Source organism: Proteiniphilum sp. UBA5384, from assembly GCF_002410825.1.
Lineage (GTDB): Bacteria > Bacteroidota > Bacteroidia > Bacteroidales > Dysgonomonadaceae > Proteiniphilum.
This window is the reverse complement of the sequence record NZ_DHOS01000032.1, coordinates 160,995-178,143: the sequence shown is the minus strand read 5'-3', so window position 1 is coordinate 178,143 and position 17,149 is coordinate 160,995. Positions and strand designations below refer to the sequence as shown.

Annotated in this window: 15 protein-coding genes; 4 read left to right on the top strand and 11 right to left on the bottom strand. The window is 46.2% G+C overall.

Features of this window, described 5'->3' with window-relative positions:
* The first annotated feature begins 401 nt into the window (after positions 1 to 401).
* From pepT to B4G81_RS06940, 3 genes are all read left to right on the top strand, one after another.
* On the top strand, positions 402 to 1,631 hold the full coding sequence (gene pepT / locus B4G81_RS06950; protein ID WP_294081259.1) for a peptidase T: 1,230 nt from the start codon (positions 402 to 404) through the stop codon (positions 1,629 to 1,631).
* Position 1,632: 1 nt separating this feature from the next.
* Positions 1,633 to 2,718 (top strand): glycine cleavage system aminomethyltransferase GcvT, encoded by a 1,086-nt coding sequence (gene gcvT, locus B4G81_RS06945; protein ID WP_294081258.1) that lies wholly within the window; start codon positions 1,633 to 1,635, stop codon positions 2,716 to 2,718.
* Between the two features lie 95 nt (positions 2,719 to 2,813).
* Positions 2,814 to 3,809: a lysylphosphatidylglycerol synthase transmembrane domain-containing protein gene (locus tag B4G81_RS06940; RefSeq protein ID WP_294081257.1), complete on the top strand. Its 996-nt coding sequence runs from the start codon at positions 2,814 to 2,816 to the stop codon at positions 3,807 to 3,809.
* Here B4G81_RS06940 and folD read toward each other — a convergent pair.
* From folD to B4G81_RS15305, 3 genes are all read right to left on the bottom strand, one after another.
* Complete coding sequence (folD, locus tag B4G81_RS06935; protein WP_294081267.1) at positions 3,806 to 4,684, bottom strand: bifunctional methylenetetrahydrofolate dehydrogenase/methenyltetrahydrofolate cyclohydrolase FolD; 879 nt, start codon at positions 4,682 to 4,684, stop codon at positions 3,806 to 3,808. The genes B4G81_RS06940 and folD overlap by 4 nt on opposite strands.
* 12 nt (positions 4,685 to 4,696) lie before the next feature.
* Positions 4,697 to 6,022, bottom strand: a complete 1,326-nt coding sequence (gene ffh / locus B4G81_RS06930; RefSeq protein ID WP_294081256.1) for a signal recognition particle protein — start codon at positions 6,020 to 6,022, stop codon at positions 4,697 to 4,699.
* 117 nt (positions 6,023 to 6,139) lie between these two features.
* Positions 6,140 to 6,361, bottom strand: a complete 222-nt coding sequence (locus B4G81_RS15305) for a DUF6994 family protein (RefSeq protein ID WP_414703179.1) — start codon at positions 6,359 to 6,361, stop codon at positions 6,140 to 6,142.
* A 113-nt stretch (positions 6,362 to 6,474) separates the two neighbouring features.
* On the opposite strand from B4G81_RS15305, the gene B4G81_RS06925 reads away from it, so the two are divergent.
* Positions 6,475 to 7,398 carry a cation diffusion facilitator family transporter gene (locus tag B4G81_RS06925; RefSeq protein ID WP_294081255.1) on the top strand — a complete coding sequence of 308 codons (924 nt, stop codon included), beginning with the start codon at positions 6,475 to 6,477 and terminating at the stop codon, positions 7,396 to 7,398.
* Between the two features lie 119 nt (positions 7,399 to 7,517).
* Here B4G81_RS06925 and B4G81_RS06920 read toward each other — a convergent pair whose 3' ends face one another.
* The 8 genes from B4G81_RS06920 to B4G81_RS06885 form a co-directional block, all read right to left on the bottom strand.
* Positions 7,518 to 7,979, bottom strand: coding sequence for a V-type ATP synthase subunit K (locus tag B4G81_RS06920; RefSeq protein ID WP_294081254.1), 462 nt, complete (start codon positions 7,977 to 7,979; stop codon positions 7,518 to 7,520).
* Between the two features lie 41 nt (positions 7,980 to 8,020).
* Positions 8,021 to 9,838, bottom strand: a complete 1,818-nt coding sequence (locus B4G81_RS06915) for a V-type ATP synthase subunit I (protein ID WP_294081253.1) — start codon at positions 9,836 to 9,838, stop codon at positions 8,021 to 8,023.
* Positions 9,832 to 10,446 carry a V-type ATP synthase subunit D gene (locus tag B4G81_RS06910; protein ID WP_294081252.1) on the bottom strand — a complete coding sequence of 205 codons (615 nt, stop codon included), beginning with the start codon at positions 10,444 to 10,446 and terminating at the stop codon, positions 9,832 to 9,834. Before B4G81_RS06910 ends, B4G81_RS06915 begins: the two co-directional genes overlap by 7 nt.
* Entirely contained in the window at positions 10,446 to 11,765 is a 1,320-nt protein-coding gene (locus B4G81_RS06905; protein WP_294081266.1) for a V-type ATP synthase subunit B, read from the bottom strand. The genes B4G81_RS06910 and B4G81_RS06905 overlap by 1 nt, the downstream gene beginning before the upstream one ends.
* A 135-nt stretch (positions 11,766 to 11,900) precedes the next feature.
* The gene (locus tag B4G81_RS06900; RefSeq protein ID WP_294081251.1) at positions 11,901 to 13,661 is read right to left on the bottom strand and encodes a V-type ATP synthase subunit A; all 1,761 of its coding nucleotides are present in this window, start codon (positions 13,659 to 13,661) and stop codon (positions 11,901 to 11,903) included.
* Between the two features lie 161 nt (positions 13,662 to 13,822).
* Positions 13,823 to 14,677: a DUF2764 family protein gene (locus B4G81_RS06895; protein WP_294081250.1), complete on the bottom strand. Its 855-nt coding sequence runs from the start codon at positions 14,675 to 14,677 to the stop codon at positions 13,823 to 13,825.
* Between the two features lie 46 nt (positions 14,678 to 14,723).
* Complete coding sequence (locus B4G81_RS06890) at positions 14,724 to 15,311, bottom strand: hypothetical protein (RefSeq protein ID WP_294081249.1); 588 nt, start codon at positions 15,309 to 15,311, stop codon at positions 14,724 to 14,726.
* Between the two features lie 348 nt (positions 15,312 to 15,659).
* The gene (locus B4G81_RS06885; RefSeq protein ID WP_294081248.1) at positions 15,660 to 17,147 is read right to left on the bottom strand and encodes a TolC family protein; all 1,488 of its coding nucleotides are present in this window, start codon (positions 17,145 to 17,147) and stop codon (positions 15,660 to 15,662) included.
* Between the last annotated feature and the right edge of the window lie 2 nt (positions 17,148 to 17,149).

Here is a 17,149-nt window from a genome sequence, read left to right as displayed (position 1 = left end):
TATATCGCGCCGCTACAACCAAATACCCTTGCTTCGATCAAGACCTGGGGGATTCAATGGGAGCTGACCGTATAGGACTTACCCGTGTGCAAAGATAAGACATTTTTTTGAGTTACAAAAACGATGAATTTGATTTTTACTATTCATTCCCTTTTTTTATCTTTGGAGAATAAATAAAGGAGGTGTCGGGGTAATCTTTTGGGAGTAACTCTCACGATTACTCTCTATTTTCACTACCTTTGTAGGGTGAGAGTACGATTTTGGCTATGCAAAAATAAATAACTATTTCACTACGTTGAATGAGCAGAGTCCGTCTTTGCTTAAACTGTGCCTGGCGAGAATTGAAAATTGGGAAACGAAGGAGACTCAAATAAGTCATTTTTAATAAATATAAATAATTCATGGATATTGTAGATAGGTTTATAAAGTATGCTCGTATCGACACGCAATCGGACGAGAACAATACGCAAACCCCCAGTACACAAAAACAGTTCAATCTTGCTAAAGAGGTTGAACAGGAAGCCATTGAGATGGGGTTAACGGATGTGAGCCTTGATAACAATTGTTATCTGATGGCTACATTGCCGGCTAATACGCAAAAAAAATTACCGGTGATTGGTTTCATTGCACATTTTGATACCAGTCCCGATATGAGTGGCGAGAATGTAAATCCGAGAATAGTAAAGAACTATGACGGAAAAGAGATCGTGTTGAACGAGTCAAAGCAGGTGGTTTTGTCACCTGTTGATTTCCCCGAATTACTTGACCATCTGGGTGAAGATATTATTGTGACGGATGGCACTACGTTGTTGGGTGCGGATGATAAAGCAGGTGTGGCAGCCATTATGAATGCCATGCAGTATCTGATCGATCATCCCGAAATAGAACATGGAAAAATTCGTGTAGGCTTTACTCCGGATGAAGAGATTGGCAGGGGGGCCGATAAATTTGACGTATCCAAATTCGGAGCCGATTGGGCATATACCATTGATGGGAGCGAGGTGGGAGAATTGGAATATGAAAATTTCAATGCCGCTTCAGCCAAAATTGAAATACAAGGACGGAATGTGCATCCTGGATATGCAAAGGGAAAAATGGTCAATGCGCTGCATCTGGCCAATGAACTGGTTGCTCTTTTGCCGGTGGACGAACGGCCGGAATATACCGTAGGGTATGAAGGGTTTTTTCATCTGATTGCGATGGGCGGTACGGTGGAAGAAGCTAATCTCTCGTTTATTATCCGTGACCATGACCGTCATAAGTTTGAAGAGAGAAAACGGATAATGGAAAATGCTGTGGCTACTTTGAATAAAAAATACGGGGATCGGCTTATACTGCAGATGAAAGATCAGTATTATAACATGCATGAAAAAGTGGAACCGGTGAAGTATATAGTCGATTATGCTTATCAGGCTATGGAAGAGGTGGGTGTGAAACCTAATGTGAAACCTATTCGAGGGGGAACGGATGGTGCGCGTTTATCGTTTATGGGGCTTCCTTGTCCCAACATCTTCGCCGGGGGGATGAATTTCCATGGGAAATATGAATTCTTACCTATCCCTTCCCTGAAAAAGGCATCTGAAGTGATTGTGAAAATAGCCCAAATAGTATCCAAAGAGGAAAAAATATAATATGAAGACAACTCCATTTACAGAGCTGCATATCGGTCTGGGGGCCAAAATGCATGAGTTTGCCGGGTATAATATGCCCATTGAATATACCGGAATTATAGATGAGCACATGACCGTAGTGAATGCGGCCGGTGTATTTGATGTGTCCCATATGGGGGAATTCTGGGTGAAAGGGCCTAAGGCCGTGGAATTCCTGCAACGGGTGACCAGTAACGATGTTTCGGGATTGAAAGAAGGTAAGGCACAGTACACCTGTTTCGTGAATGAATCGGGCGGGATAGTAGACGATTTTATCGTTTATCATTATGAACCGGAGAAGTACCTGTTGGTGGTAAATGCAGCCAACATTGAAAAGGATTGGGCATGGTGCCAGAAATGGAATACCATGGGTGCTGAATTAGAAAACGCATCTGCTCATATGGCACAATTGGCTATTCAGGGGCCAAAAGCAATAGAAATAATGCAGAAACTAACGAAAGAAAATTTGTCGGACATCCCCTTTTATGCTTTTTCGGTAGGAACATTTGGCGGCGTGGAAAATGTGATCATTTCCAATACGGGATATACCGGCGCCGGCGGCTTTGAACTTTATTTTTACCCTGAGCACGGGCGGAAAATATGGAATGCTATCTTTGAAGCAGGTGCAGAGTTCGGTATCAAACCGATCGGGTTGGGTGCACGTGATACGTTGCGTTTGGAGATGGGGTATTGTCTTTACGGGAATGACCTGGATGATACTACTACTCCATTACAGGCTGGACTGGGCTGGATCACCAAATTTGTAGATAACAAACCGTTTGTGGGACGTGAAGTACTGGAAAAAGAAAAAGCGGAGGGCATATCCCGTAAACTCTGCTGCTTTGAGTTGGTAGATAAAGGAATTCCGCGTCAGGGGTACGAGATTGTAAATGTCGGGAATGAAGTGATTGGAAAGGTGACTTCCGGAACGATATCCCCCGTCCTCAAAGTAGGTATCGGCATGGGGTATGTGAAACCTGAGTTTGCCAAACCCGGTACAGAGATATATATAAAAGTGCGAAACAGAAACCTGAAAGCGAATGTAATAAAAGCGCCTTTTAGAAAGTAGGAGCCTACAAGTTCATTCTTGCCCGCTTGAGATATAGAATGTCATATGCATACAATTTCATTTTATCAGGTTAAAAGTATTCTCCTGTTTTCTTTATGCAGAAAAAAACGAAAGTAGTCCGGAATCTGTTCTTTCTCCTCGGTGGAGTGGCACTGGCGATATTAATTTACAAGACAGGATTTAATAATATTTTAAGTAATATAAAAGAGACCGGTTGGTGGTTCGTGCCGATTATAGGTATGTGGATTATTGTATATCTTGCCAATACGTATTCTTTTTATATTATTTTGAATGACGGAAGCGAAGACGCAAAACAGGTGGGATTTCTTCGGCTCTTCCAGTTATTTATCAGTGGTTTTGCCATCACTTATATTACTCCCCTCGGAATGATTGGAGGGGAACCTTATAAGGTACTTGAATTGAGAAAACTGATCGGAATACAGAAGGCTACCTCTACCGTGCTCCTCTCGACGATGATGCGCCTTGTTTCGCATTTCATTTTCTGGATGCTTTCAATCCCCCTCTTACTTTTCTTTGTGCCGGTACTTTCCGGTTTCCTGGAATGGCTTATTACCTTGGTCAGTATATTTTCAGCATTATTTCTTTTTTGGGCATTCAGTGTATATACCAAAGGAGGAGTGGAAAGAACTATAAGAAAAAGTGTCAGCCTCCCTTTTATGGGGAGGCGGGCAAGGGCTTTCTATAGGCATAACCGGGAGAAACTTCACCAAATGGACGACTTGATTGCCGCTCTCTATAAGAATCGTAAAAAAGATTTTGTACTGTCGCTTGCACTAGAGCTTTTTGCCCGTTTTTTTATGTGCATGGAGGTAATATTGATTATGCAGGCAATCGGATCACCGGTTTCTTTGGGGCAAGGTGTATTGATTGAGTCTATCCAATCGTTGATTTCTAACCTGTTTTTCTTTATGCCGATGCAGATGGGCGCGCGAGAAGGAGGTTTTGTGATTGTATACGGAATTCTATCACTTCCTGTAACCTATGGTGTGTTTGTGAGCTTATGCAAAAGAATCCGGGAGTTATTCTGGACTTTGACCGGTTTGCTATTGATCAAGATAAAGCGGGATTAAAAAATCTCTTTCTTACCTGCCAGAAGTGTATTCTTTAACAGCGATACAATAGTCATTGGCCCGACTCCGCCGGGGACAGGAGTAATATAGGAGCATTTTGGTGCCACTTCATCAAACTGTACGTCACCGGTGAGTTTGAAGCCTGATTTGGTCTTATTGCTAGGGACCCGTGTAGTGCCCACGTCGATTACCACGGCGCCTTCTTTTACCATATCCCCCTTTAAAAATTCAGGGACACCTAATGCGGCAATAATGATGTCTGCCTGTAAGGTGATTTCCCTGATGTTAGGGGTACGACTATGACAGACTGTAACGGTACAGTCGCCCGGATAGGCTTTCTGCAACATCAGCATGGATACCGGCTTGCCAACGATATTACTGCGACCCAATATTACACAATGTTTTCCTCTGGTCTCTATTTTGTACCTTCTGAGTAATTCCACGATGCCTGAAGGTGTGGCGGAAAGGAAACAAGGCATACCAAGTGACATGCGACCCACATTTACGGGATGGAAACCGTCTACATCCTTACGGTAATCAATGGCTTCAGTGACTTTAGTTTCCGAAATATGCTTCGGGAGGGGTAATTGCACAATGAACCCGTCGATATCGGCATCGTTATTCAACCGGTCTACACAGGCAAGCAGCTCTTCTTCGGTGACATCGTCTTCATAACGAACCAGCGTGGAGTTAAACCCCACCTCTTCGCACGATTTTACCTTATTGGCCACATAGGTTTCACTTCCACCGTCGTGACCGACCAATACCGCCGCCAGATGCGGCGTTTTACCACCGGCAGCTTTTATCTTTGCTACCTCTTCGGCTATCTCCTTCTTTATCTGAGCGGCTACCGCTTTTCCATCAATTATTCTCATCATCACATCAATTTACCGTCTTCTCATATTACGCATAGCCTGACGCCCACCGCCGGAAGTCATCATACGCATCATCTTACGGGTTTCATCAAACTGTTTGAGAAGTTTATTTACCTCCTGTACATTGGTGCCACTACCCTTGGCAATACGGATACGACGACTTCCATTCAGTATCTCAGGATTGGTACGCTCCTGAGGAGTCATCGAGCGGATAATCGCTTCGATACCTTTGAATGCATCGTCGTCAATATCGAGGTCTTTGATCTGTTTACCCACACCGGGAATCATTGATGCCAGGTCTTTCAGGTTACCCATCTTCTTGATCTGCTGGATCTGGGCAATGAAATCATTGAAATCAAACTGGTTCTTGGCGATCTTCTTTTGCAGGCGGCGTGCCTCTTCCTCGTCGTATTGCTCCTGCGCCTTTTCCACCAGAGATACAATGTCACCCATGCCGAGGATACGATCCGCCATACGTTCGGGATGGAACACGTCGATAGCATCCAGCTTCTCTCCCGTACCTACGAATTTTATCGGTTTATCTACCACTGAACGGATGGACAATGCCGCACCACCACGGGTATCCCCATCAAGTTTAGTTAGTACCACACCGTTGAAGTCGAGTCGTTCGTTGAATTCTTTGGCAGTATTGACTGCATCCTGACCGGTCATGGAATCCACCACGAAAAGAATCTCTTGCGGATTAATCGCCTTTTTGATCGACTCGATCTCGTTCATCATTTCCTCATCAATGGCAAGCCGTCCCGCTGTATCGATGATGACCAGGTCTTTCCCGTGCTGGCGAGCATATTGTATTGCGTTTTGTGCGATCTTGACCGGGTTCTTGTTATCTTCTTCGGCATAAACCGATACGCCAATCTGTTCGCCCAACACTTTTAACTGGTCGATAGCGGCCGGCCGATATACGTCACAAGCGACCAACAACGGATTCTTGCCCCGTTTGCTTTTCAGCATATTGGCCAGCTTTCCGGAGAAAGTAGTTTTACCCGATCCCTGCAACCCCGACATCAGGATAATGGCGGGATTTCCTTTGATATTGAATTCGGCTGTACTGCCTCCCATCAGGGTGGCAAGTTCGTCATGCACGATCTTTACCATCATCTGTTCCGGCTTCACTGCATTGAGCACATCCTGCCCCAGCGCTTTCTCTTTGACCGTTTCGGTGAATTCCTTCGCTGTTTTATAATTTACGTCGGCATCCAGCAAGGCACGACGTACATCTTTCAACGTTTCGGCCACATTGATCTCGGTAATCTTACCCTGGCCTTTTAGTATTTTGAACGACCTTTCCAGTCTTTCGCTTAAGTTTTCAAACATAATATTCTTATTCTGTTTTTATTCTGCCTTTGCTGTGGACGATATCTTTACAAATTATTATGAGACATACACTCACTGTTTCTGCTTAAGGCGGTACAAAAATACATGATTTTTTGCCTATCTCCAAGAGGCAGGTTGTTTCTCTTTTTCTATTCTCCTATTTCTTGATTTGATGAATCTCATTACTCCTTTTTTATACAGCAGATATTCGCTAATATTTGAGAAGGTGGGTAGTGACTGAAAGTCTTCGAAAGTCAAGTGGAACTTTATATTCTTGTTTTCATCAATTAGTTCGTCAAGCAAGAAGAATTTGATATAGCCGCTAAAATTTTCAAACAAGAAAGAACTTGCATACAAGATGGATTTGTGTTGTATGGATATGGATTTAATGGATATTAAAAAAGGAATACCGAAAAAATCACTACTTTTGTTTCCGCTTAAGCATTGCTACAATGAAAGGAACTCCACTCCGTAAATTTATTTATCTCTCTATTGCCGCGGCAATAGTCACTATACTACTGAAATTTTACGCGTACTACGTGACCGGTTCGATGGGGTTCCTGTCGGATGCGCTGGAGTCGTTTGTGAACTTGTTTGCGGCGATATTCGCGCTGGTGATGCTCAATGTATCGCAGAAGCCGGCGGATAAGGAGCATGAGTTTGGGCATAGCAAGGCGGAGTATTTCTCCAGTGCGGCGGAGGGAGCGCTTATTTTGATTGCCGCTTTCTCCATTATCTGGTCGGCAGTGCCGAGGCTTATCCATCCGCAGCCTATCGAGAATATCAATACAGGTTTACTCTTTTCATTGTTGGCATCATTGGTGAATCTGGGCGTGGGACTTACATTGGTACATAACGGAAAAAAGAGACGTTCTATCCTTCTGGAGGCGGATGGAAAGCATTTGATGACTGATGTCTGGACCTCTTTGGGTGTGATCGTGGCGATTGGGATCGTGAAATTCACGGGTTGGATGATCGTCGATCCTATTATCGCTATATTGGTCGCACTCCATATCATCTATACCGGATACAGGCTGATAAAGCGTTCTGCCAGTGGTTTGATGGATGCCTCTATTCCTGATGAAGACCTGGAGAAGATTACGGGCTATCTTGATTCACTGAAAGGACAACAGATTGAATACCATTCGTTATTGACCCGTATGGCCGGACAACGCAAATTTATCACGCTCCATGTATTGGTGCCGGGGAAGTGGACCGTCAAACAAGCGCATGACCATGCGGATAGGATCGAGGAGACTATCGTAAATATGTTCGATGAACCGGTGACAGTCCAGACACATCTGGAGCCGGTAGAGGATCCGGCCTCGATGAAAGATATCGGTATTGACCGGCAGGAGATTGACTATCACCTGTGACTGTTTTATCCCTTGTAAAGACTTTCCCCTAAAAGAAAAAAGCTGCCGCACCTTGCGACAGCCTTTTCATTGGTTTTATTTCTCTTCACCGGATTCCAGATTGTGATGAAGTACATTGATTAAGCTACAGCTGAACCGATAAGGAATACACCGGCCAATGCCACAATAGCATACAACTCGGGGAATACGGCAAGGATAAGGGTGTTCCCGAATACGTCATTTCCCTGACCGATGGAGGCGATACCATTCGCACAAACCTGTCCCTGACGGATAGCGGAAAGCAATCCTACCAGCCCCATTGAGAGACCTGCTGCAAAAACAGCGGCAGACTGAATCGCCGTGATCTCAGGAGTCAGAATGTTGAAGATACTCTGGAACATAAAATATCCGGCGAAGCCATACAATCCCTGTGTGCCGGGCAGCGCAGTCAATACAAGGAAATTCCCGAATTTGCTGCTGTCTTTCTTCAATGCCCCGATAGCCGCATTGCCGGCAATGGTAACCCCATAAGAGCTGCCGATACCCGAAAGTGCGATCATAAGTCCGATGCCTAAGTAGGCGATTAATAAGTTGGTGTCCATAATGTTTTATTGTTTGTGATTGATTTGATTTTTTTATTTTACTATTTCTTAAAAGGATTATATTTTTTGCCTCCTCCTTCAAATTCCGCATTTTTATAAAACTCCACAAAGGTAAGACGCAATGGGTGCACAAAGGCGCCAAGTACGTTCATAAACATGTTGATGGAGTGCCCGAAGAGGAAAATCAGCAGGAAGACGATTGATCCTCCAATCAGGTTGTCCGGCTTCAGTCCCAATGCCAGGCTGTTGAACACGCTTGCCAGGATACCACCGGAGAGCCCTAATGCGAAGAGGCGCACATATGATAATACGTCACCAAGCAGTCCGGTCGCCATATTATAGGTATCCCACAATCCGAGCCCGAAATTCATGAACGGATTCTTCCCCGGAGAGTTGAAGAAGAAGATCAGTATGGCTGAAAGTCCCATTATGATAAGGTGCAGGGTGCCTCCCATCGGCATAATAGCCGGGAAAAGGACAGCCACGATCACGCTCATGAGCAGGACGAACCAGCCAATGGTAGAAAGTGCCTGGGTCCATCCGAACTGCTTGATGCGGTTCACGATCTTCAGGAACATGGCGAACATGATCTGCACAACTCCTAATATAAGGGATAGTGTGAACATCTGTGAGTTATCAAAATAGACCTGATTCTTCATGTTCTGGAAGAAAGGGATATTGGTCTCGTAGATATTGAACCCGAAAAATCCGCCTGTGAGCAGCCCGCACACCATGGTGGAGAGCCCCAGTATCTGTACCAATGCCAGCATACCCCGCATCGTACGGGAGATTTTCTCTTTTCCGAAAGTCCTTGCCGCCGTAGCGCCTAAAAACAAGAGCGTTCCATAACCGATGTCTCCCAGTGACAATCCGAAAAAGATCATATAGAAAGGTGCAAAGAATGGTGTGAGGTCGATCTCGTTATACTTGGGTAACATATAGAGTTCGGCGATCGGTTCGAAGAGCCGCATGAAACGGTTGTTCTTGAACTTGATCGGCACGTCGTCTTCAGGTTCGGGATCGGATACCCGGAAATAGACATCCTGCGATTCCAGATATTGTGTGATTTCCGCCACATTCTCTTCCGGCGCCCATCCCTGTAGGAGCAGCAGTTTGTCTTCTGCCGCGGGTGTCGCACTGCGGGCTACCTTCGTGAAGAAGATATCCGATTCAATGGCTTTCAGGGCTGCCTCAGCCGATGGAATCTCGGCGGAAAGCGCTTTCAACGCTTTGTCTTCTTCTTTTATCTTTTCCTGCAGCGAGTCGATGAGTTTATTAAGGGCTTCTAATGAAACCTCAGGAACTTTCATCTCCTCGAGTTGTAATTCATCTGCCGGCTGTGTGCCTTTTGTGATCGTGATAAAATAGGTCTTGGACCCTTCCTTTTGAATAACCACGGCATTGTATTGTGTTTCCCATTCGGGATCATATTCTTTGCCGGGAACGATAAAGAAACGGACATGGTATCCCTCTTCTTTCAGGCGGTAGATATTCTCCGGGTCGAAGTTCCCCCAGGGACGCAGGTTGTCACGCTCTTTGAGGCTGACCTGCAACTGCTGGTGAAGTGCGGATTTTCTATTTTCTATCTGCTCTATTTCCGCGGGGATTTCCATCCCTCGTCCAGTATCGGCATCGAGATATGGGGCCGGTGCTTTTTTATCGCGCAGCTGCTTTAATTTTTTAATCGATTCATTCAACCGTTTCGATGTAGAAAGATAGTCCTGCAATTTCTCTTCATCCACCTTCATACTGTCCTGCTCCGCCACATGTATCATTCCCATGTCGCGCAGTGCATGCAGGAACCGGTCATAGTCCTTATGGAAAGAGATAAAAACAAATTTCTTCATTGTCGCTACCATACGCTTCCCTCCTGTTCTCTACGTTGTTCCTGGTGTGCCCGCATGATTTTCTGCGATGATTTGGAGAGGTTCTCCTCGTCTTCCAGATAGCGTTTTATCTTCAGGATGGCTTCCTGATAGCCCGGTATCTGCACTTTTTCGAAGAGGTTGACCTTTTGGGTAGTTTTTTTCCTCGCATATTCGAGCCGGGAGAGCTTTATCTCCTGGAAATCGCGCCGGATCCCTATCTCTGCCAGTCCTTCGAGGGTATTTACCCCGTCGAGGAACCACTTGGGGCGGTTGAAAAGGCTAAACGGACGGATTTCGAAATCGACTTTGTCGAGGATCGGGAGAAGTACGCCTGCAATTTTCCTTTTTGAGAGATGGACATCCCTTACGCGCAGCAGGGTAGGGTCGAACTCCGTCCACATGCTGACCATCTTGTCGTATGATTGGATTTTTTCTTCGAGTTCCCTGTCGAGTTGTGCTATCTCCTCTTTGGTCTTTTTCACTTCCACCCGTAATGCCGATTCCTTGTTCTGCAGCGTGGGAAGCGCCCGTTCACGGACAGACAGTTGTTTTTCCAACTGCTGACGTGACGTTTTATTATATTGAAATCGAATAGCCATTATTGTTGCCAGTAAGTATCTATCAATTCCTGTTTCATATTTACCTCGGCCGGCCTGAAATGCTGCGATAACAGTTTCCATGTATTGTCGAGCATCTCGGTGGTATCGAGGTTCACATCAATGGCGAGTATCTTTTCAGCGTAGTCTCTGGCGAACGAGAGTGCCCGGGTATCGTAATCGGTCAGGTCGAACCCGTTTTCCAGTTTGGTCTTCGCATTAGCCGCATCGGCATAGAGCCGTACGGCGGCGTTCATCACCTGTGGATGGTCTTCCCGGGTTTTCTTGCCCTGTACCAGTTGCTTCAGGCGGGAGAGGGAACGGAACGGGTCTACAACCACTTTCCCCACGTCGCTGTCACGTCGCAGGAAGAGCTGTCCTTCGGTGATATATCCGGTGTTGTCTGGTACGGCATGGGTAATGTCACCCCCTGAAAGAGTGGTTACCGCTACAATAGTGATGGACCCTCCAGCCGGGAACTGCGCAGCTTTCTCGTAGATTTTTGCCAAATCGGAATAGAGAGAGCCCGGCATTGAATCTTTCGACGGGATCTGGTCCATACGGTTCGATACGATCGAGAGCGCATCGGCATAAGAGGTCATATCGGTAAGCAGTACCAGTACTTTTTCATTTTTGTCCACGGCGAAATATTCAGCGGCGGTCAGCGCCATGTCGGGAATCAGCAGCCGTTCTACCGCCGGATCTTCAGTGGTGTTCATAAAGCTGATGATCCTGTCCAGCGCCCCCGCATTGCTGAACACGTTCTTGAAGTAGAGGTAATCGTCGTTGGTCATCCCCATACCGCCCAGGATGATCTTATCGGTCTGCGCGCGGAGCGCCACCGTGGCCATCACCTGGTTAAAGGGCTGGTCGGGATCGGCAAAGAACGGGATCTTTTGTCCCGACACCAGTGTATTGTTCAGGTCGATCCCCGCAATACCGGTAGCGATCAATTCCGAGGGTTGCTTGCGCCGTACCGGATTCACGGAAGGCCCGCCGATGGGGCGTTCTTCTCCTTCGGGTACGGGGCCTCCGTCGATCGGATCACCGTAGGCGTTGAAAAAGCGGCCTGCCAGCTGTTCACTTACCTTCAACGAAGGAGATTTTCCCATAAAGATCACTTCGGCATTGGTAGGGATACCTTCGGTCCCTTCAAAGATCTGAAGGGTCACTTCGTCGCCGATGATTTTTACCACCTGTGCCAGACGGCCTTCCACCGTGGCCAGTTCATCGTAACCCACATTGGTAGCCTTGACCGAACAGGTGGCTTTGGTGATCTGGGTGATTTTCGTATATATTTTTTGAAATGCTTTTGCCATAATGCTCTTTTATTTATTGTTATTCGGCTTCGCCGATTCTATTGTTATTCGCTTCGCGTTATTCGGCTTCGCCGTTATTTCCCGTTTTGCGGGATAATTCAATTATCACTGCATTACAACCGAATAACCATTGAATAACTACTGAATAACTTTTTTCCGGTCTATCAATTCATCCAACTGTTTCCGGTATTCATTGAACTTGTCCGATCGGAACTCTGAATAATTCATCTGTCTTCCGATATTGATCAGTTCTTTGAAGAAATCGGCCACTTTGTCGAAATGGTCAAACTCGAAATCGGTACGGCAAATATCTGTTACCAGATCCAGGATATATTTCTGCCGTTCTATGGGGGTTACCGAGTCGATATCATCGAAAGCATCCTGTTGTAATACGATAAAATCAATCAGTTCCGATTTCCAGAAGGTGATGTGATACGCTGTCGGTACGCCGTCATCACCCAGGATATTGATCTGCTCTGCAATCTCTTTCCCGCGCAATAAGCGGGTCTTGGCTTCATTTACCTTCTCTGTCCAGTCGGCCGAGATATGTTCCGAGATATATTCTTCAAATTCGGGATACTCGATATATTTGGAATAAGAGTCGATCGGGTTGATGGCCGGATAGCGTTTCTTGTCGGCTCGGTCCTGTTCGAGCGCGTAGAAGCAGCGGGCCACCTTTTTTGTGTTCTCGGTCACCGGCTCCTTGAGGTTACCTCCGGCAGGTGATACCGTACCGATAAAGGTGATGGAGCCTTCCTTGCCGTTGTTCAGGACCACATGTCCTGCACGGCCGTAGAAGTTGGAGATGATCGCCGACAAGTCCATCGGGAACGCATCGGGTCCGGGAAGTTCTTCCAGGCGGTTACTCATCTCGCGGAGCGCCTGTGCCCATCGTGAGGTGGAGTCAGCCATCAGCAATACTTTCAGTCCCATGGAACGGTAATACTCTCCGATGGTCATGGCGGTATATACCGATGCCTCACGGGCGGCTACCGGCATGTTGGAAGTATTGGCCACTATGATGGTGCGTTCCATCAGCTTGCGGCCGGTATGGGGGTCGATCAGTTCCGGAAATTCGGTAAAGATTTCTACTACTTCATTGGCACGCTCACCGCAGGCGGCGATGATCACGATATCGGCTTCTGCCTGTTTGGAAATGGCGTGTTGCAAGACTGTCTTGCCGGTACCGAATGCGCCCGGGATAAATCCGGTTCCTCCTTCCACAATGGGGTTGAGGGTATCGATGGAGCGGACTCCCGTTTCCAGCAGTTTAGAAGGACGGGGCTTTTCCTTGTAAGCCGTGAGAGGCATCTTTACCGGCCAGCGCTGGATCATGTTCAGCTCGGTTGACTGGCCGTTGCTGTCTTCCACCACGGCGATGGTCTTATAAATAGTATATTCACCCTCTTGGGTGATACTTTTTACGGTGTATTCCCCTTTCATGGTGAAAGGCACCATGATCTTATGGGGTTGGAAATTCTCGTCCACCTCACCTAACCATGATCCGGCGGTCACTTTGTCACCGGGTTGGGCAATCGGTTGAAAATGCCATAACTTCTCTTCATCGAGCGGGAAGGTGTAATCCCCCCGTTTCAGGAAGATACCATCCATCTTGTCGAGGTCATTCTCTAACCCGTCAAGATTGCGTTGCAGCAGTCCCGGCCCCAGTACCACTTCGAGCATGTGTCCCTGGAATTCCACCTCAGTGCCTACGGTCAACCCGCGCGTGCTTTCAAATACCTGCACGTAAGCGTTATTCCCGACCACCTTGATCACCTCCGACATCAAACGGGTGCCATTGAGGTCGATGTAGGCGATCTCATTCTGGGATACCGCACCGTCTGCTTCCACAATAACGAGATTGGATATGATTCCTTTAACTGTTCCTTTTGTTAGCATATATGATTCAATTTCATTAGGCGTTTTCTCTCAACGGCATAATCCAAACAAGTTTGTCTTCTGCTCGTATTGCTTAACGAAAACGTTATTTGTATTTTTTCTTTCTTCGTAAGTCGTACCAGTGCAACTAAAGCCTTCGTCTGATGATATTTTGCGACCTATTACAGATCTTCCGGTTTCTGTATTTCGTTTTTCAATTGTGCGATCAGTTCCCGGAAGACGCGTTCCCCCTCTTCCGCGTTGAGGCTTACCCACCGCTCCAATATCCTGAGCTTGCACAGATAGGCGAAAATATATTCGATATCGAAATAATCGAACAGGGTGTTGTCATCCAGCCAATTCCAGCGAAATTTGTCGATCTTGCGCTCCCGCTCGTAGATATCCGGTTCTTCGGCGATCCGAATGATATCATCATAATAGTCGAGTTCGCGGCTGATGCCGAAGTCTCGTGCGTTGGCATTTTCCCTTATCAATTGGGCGATTTCGTTATTGCCGACCACTACCTGGCTGATATCCATGCCGTATTTCCTTGCGAAGAGAGCCGAGAGGATATTGCCGATGTTGAGGTTCATTTCGAACCATCCGGCGATCAGGCTGTTCTTTACTCCCATGCCGTAGTCCGCGTACAACGAACTGATCAGGTCTTCCAGCGTTTTCAGGTGTCCTGGTATCTCTTCATCGAGCCATGCCCTGACCGCCTTTTCAAAATAGGGTGGCACCCGTTTGTTTTCTATGGTGTCTCCCTCTCTTACCTGCCGGATTACCTCTTCCAGGTCAGCGCGCGTAAGAATTCCCCGACTCTGCAATTCTTCCTCCTCTTTCTTTTCCAGTAACCGGAAAAGATTGTCGTTATCATAGGAGAGAAAATAGCTGTCCAGAAGCTTCTTGTCTTCCGGGGTAACGGCTTCGTCGAGCATCTCCCTGAACTCCTCTACGGAGAAGGGCAGTTTCATGCTGTCGAAAGAGAAATCGGGCAGCCCGGATATAAAGTAGTAATATTGATTCTTGAAAATCATAGGCAAAGCCAATCCCTTGAAAGAGATTGATGAAAATTTTCAGTTTCTAAAAAAGGAGTTGTTGTATCTGGGGACGTAAAAATTCCCTGAAGTAGTTGACAAACTCTTCTTCCCCGAATTTTACTTTATAGGAACCATCTTCGGGAGCGAGGGTGAACCCGGTCTTGATGCCGTTTACCGACTCAATCTTCAATCCTTTGTCCAACAGGTCTTTGGAGTGAGAGGCGATATAGGATTTGAGTTCTTCCGGATTTTCCACGCCGACGGTCAGTGCGTCGTTTTTAGACCAGTTCCGAACCAACTCCAGGATTAATTTTTGCATGAACGATTTGTCTTCCACGGCAGCTTTTACCTGCGTGGCGGACAACTTGTCGGTCACCAGGTTGATGATCTCCGTTTTCAGTGCCTCTGAAGATTGGGCTGCATAGAGTTTTAACTCTGCCTCGGTGTTTTTTTTCAGTTCAACGCTCTCCTTTTCCGCAGAAGAGAGCAATTCTTTGGCCTTAATACGCGCAGCATCCAATATCTGTTGCTCCTGTGCCTGTGCTTCCGCAATAATCCTGTCGGCTTCCTCTTTGCCTTTTTCCACGCCTTCTACGTAAAGTTTTGACGTAAGTTCCTGAATTTTGTCCATATATTAGTTTGTAATGAGTTTCTCCTGAAAAAATGAAACACCTTATCTACGTTAATAGGGTGTTGGATATCAGTAATTATTCTACTTTCTGTAAGTGAATGTACAAATTTACAAAAAAAGAATATATAATAACCGGATTATCATTTCAAAAAAAGAATCTTTTAAGAAAAAAAGGTTTTAATCCAGTTCTTTAATAAATAGTAATTTTGTGCAGCTACTTTTTTACTGTCACTACAAATTTACGATTGAGTACCTTAATTTATTTAGGTTCACTTACCGAAATGGAAATTTTGGGCACCTAATTGTAAAAGAAGAGCGCTCAAAAGCAGTTGCCATGGTGATATGATATCATAACTTACCTGCCGCTTTCAGATAATAAGTCTGGTTCAGCCATGAACGGGTCACAGCGTCAACATGATCCTTCCATGCACGTTGCCAGGTGGTTTGCGCTTCCAGGTAATCGGCAAGCGTTTCCATGCCGGTCTTATAGCGGTCTTCGCTTACCCGCATGTTTTCTTTTGCCTGGTCCAGAGAGCGACTGGTGAGTTGTACTTCGAGAATGGATTCATCCCATTTATCGAAAGCCTGTGTCAGTTCAAGTTCCATCTGTTGGGCAATGTCGTCCCGTTGTAATTGGACGATAGCCCGCTCAGTTTCGGCAGCACGGATCTTATTACGCCCTTCACCCCACTGGAATAGGGGAATATTGACGGAAACCATGGCTGAGAAAGATGCCCCGTCAAGGAGTTTATTGCCGTTCAATTCCAACCCGTTGATATATCCGTAATTAGCTGCAACGCCTACCTGGGGAAGAAAATCACTGCGGGTAAGGTTGATTTCCTGTTCTTTCAGCTGTATCTGTTGCTCAAGCATGGCATATTCGGGGCGGGAAGTGTAATCGGACAGATACCTGTTTTCTAAGGCGATAGATTCGTCGAATGATTCAGGTAGGGATATTTCACTGTCGAGTGGAAGACCGATTACATAACAGAGGTTTTTACGTGCCAGCCTGTGTCCGTTTTCAGCCTGCCGCAGCTGTAATTCGGCTTCATTGACCTTTACCTGCACTTTTAGCACATCATTCTGATGCTTCATCCCGACTTCCTGTGCATTCTGTACATCCCGCATAAGTTCTTTGACCACACGTTGGTAAGACTCCGCCAGGTTAACCAGTTCCCTCGTCTTTGCATAAGTCCAGTAGGCTTCATCAGCTTTTACAATGATTTCCGCACGGGAGAGTTGCTCATTCAGTCCGGCAATTTTATTTCCTATCTGTGCCATCCGGTAGGCAGACGTTATTTTACCACCCATGTAAATAGGTTGTTCAGCGCGCAATCCGGCCATCCACGTATTTTTCAGTTTCATTAAAATGTCCAGGCCGGGAAAAAGGGCATATTGGTTGAAGATGGGATTCCCATCAGATCCCATGACAGGGTTCCCGTCCGGACCATGAAGGATGTTCGGTACCAGCTGACCCGTTGCCGGATCGGGAACATAAGTAGGAAGATAACCTCCTTCAAAGCGGGTGTTCAACTTCGTATTGGAATAGAGATAGTTCCCCGAGGCGGAGATTTTGGGGAAGTAATTGGCCTTGTATGCTTTTAAGGTGTATTCGGCCTTTTCTTTGTTACGGGATGCTATGGATATCGCCTTATTGTTCTCCAGTGCCAGCTCCCGGCATTGGTCGAGGGTCATTTCCCGAACTGACAGGGAAGCTCCTTCCGGTTTATCGGCGGCTTTTCTTCCTTGTTCTGCCGCGGCACTCATTTCCTGTCCCCATGAAAGAGTAGGGACAAATAATAAGCAAATCAGTATAATTATTTTGTTTAGTTGCATAC

Excerpts from the sequence above, each read along its gene's own strand:
- ffh (WP_294081256.1), bottom strand. The coding sequence starts at position 6,022 with ATGTTTGAAAACTTAAGCGAAAGACTGGAAAGGTCGTTCAAAATACTA.
- B4G81_RS06915 (WP_294081253.1), bottom strand. The coding sequence starts at position 9,838 with ATGGTAGCGACAATGAAGAAATTTGTTTTTATCTCTTTCCATAAGGAC.
- B4G81_RS06890 (WP_294081249.1), bottom strand. The coding sequence starts at position 15,311 with ATGGACAAAATTCAGGAACTTACGTCAAAACTTTACGTAGAAGGCGTG.
- gcvT (WP_294081258.1), top strand. The coding sequence starts at position 1,633 with ATGAAGACAACTCCATTTACAGAGCTGCATATCGGTCTGGGGGCCAAA.
- B4G81_RS06900 (WP_294081251.1), bottom strand. The coding sequence starts at position 13,661 with ATGCTAACAAAAGGAACAGTTAAAGGAATCATATCCAATCTCGTTATT.
- pepT (WP_294081259.1), top strand. The coding sequence starts at position 402 with ATGGATATTGTAGATAGGTTTATAAAGTATGCTCGTATCGACACGCAA.
- B4G81_RS06895 (WP_294081250.1), bottom strand. The coding sequence starts at position 14,677 with ATGATTTTCAAGAATCAATATTACTACTTTATATCCGGGCTGCCCGAT.
- B4G81_RS06925 (WP_294081255.1), top strand. The coding sequence starts at position 6,475 with ATGAAAGGAACTCCACTCCGTAAATTTATTTATCTCTCTATTGCCGCG.
- B4G81_RS06920 (WP_294081254.1), bottom strand. The coding sequence starts at position 7,979 with ATGGACACCAACTTATTAATCGCCTACTTAGGCATCGGACTTATGATC.
- B4G81_RS06910 (WP_294081252.1), bottom strand. The coding sequence starts at position 10,446 with ATGGCTATTCGATTTCAATATAATAAAACGTCACGTCAGCAGTTGGAA.
- B4G81_RS06885 (WP_294081248.1), bottom strand. The coding sequence starts at position 17,147 with ATGCAACTAAACAAAATAATTATACTGATTTGCTTATTATTTGTCCCT.
- B4G81_RS06940 (WP_294081257.1), top strand. The coding sequence starts at position 2,814 with ATGCAGAAAAAAACGAAAGTAGTCCGGAATCTGTTCTTTCTCCTCGGT.
- folD (WP_294081267.1), bottom strand. The coding sequence starts at position 4,684 with ATGAGAATAATTGATGGAAAAGCGGTAGCCGCTCAGATAAAGAAGGAG.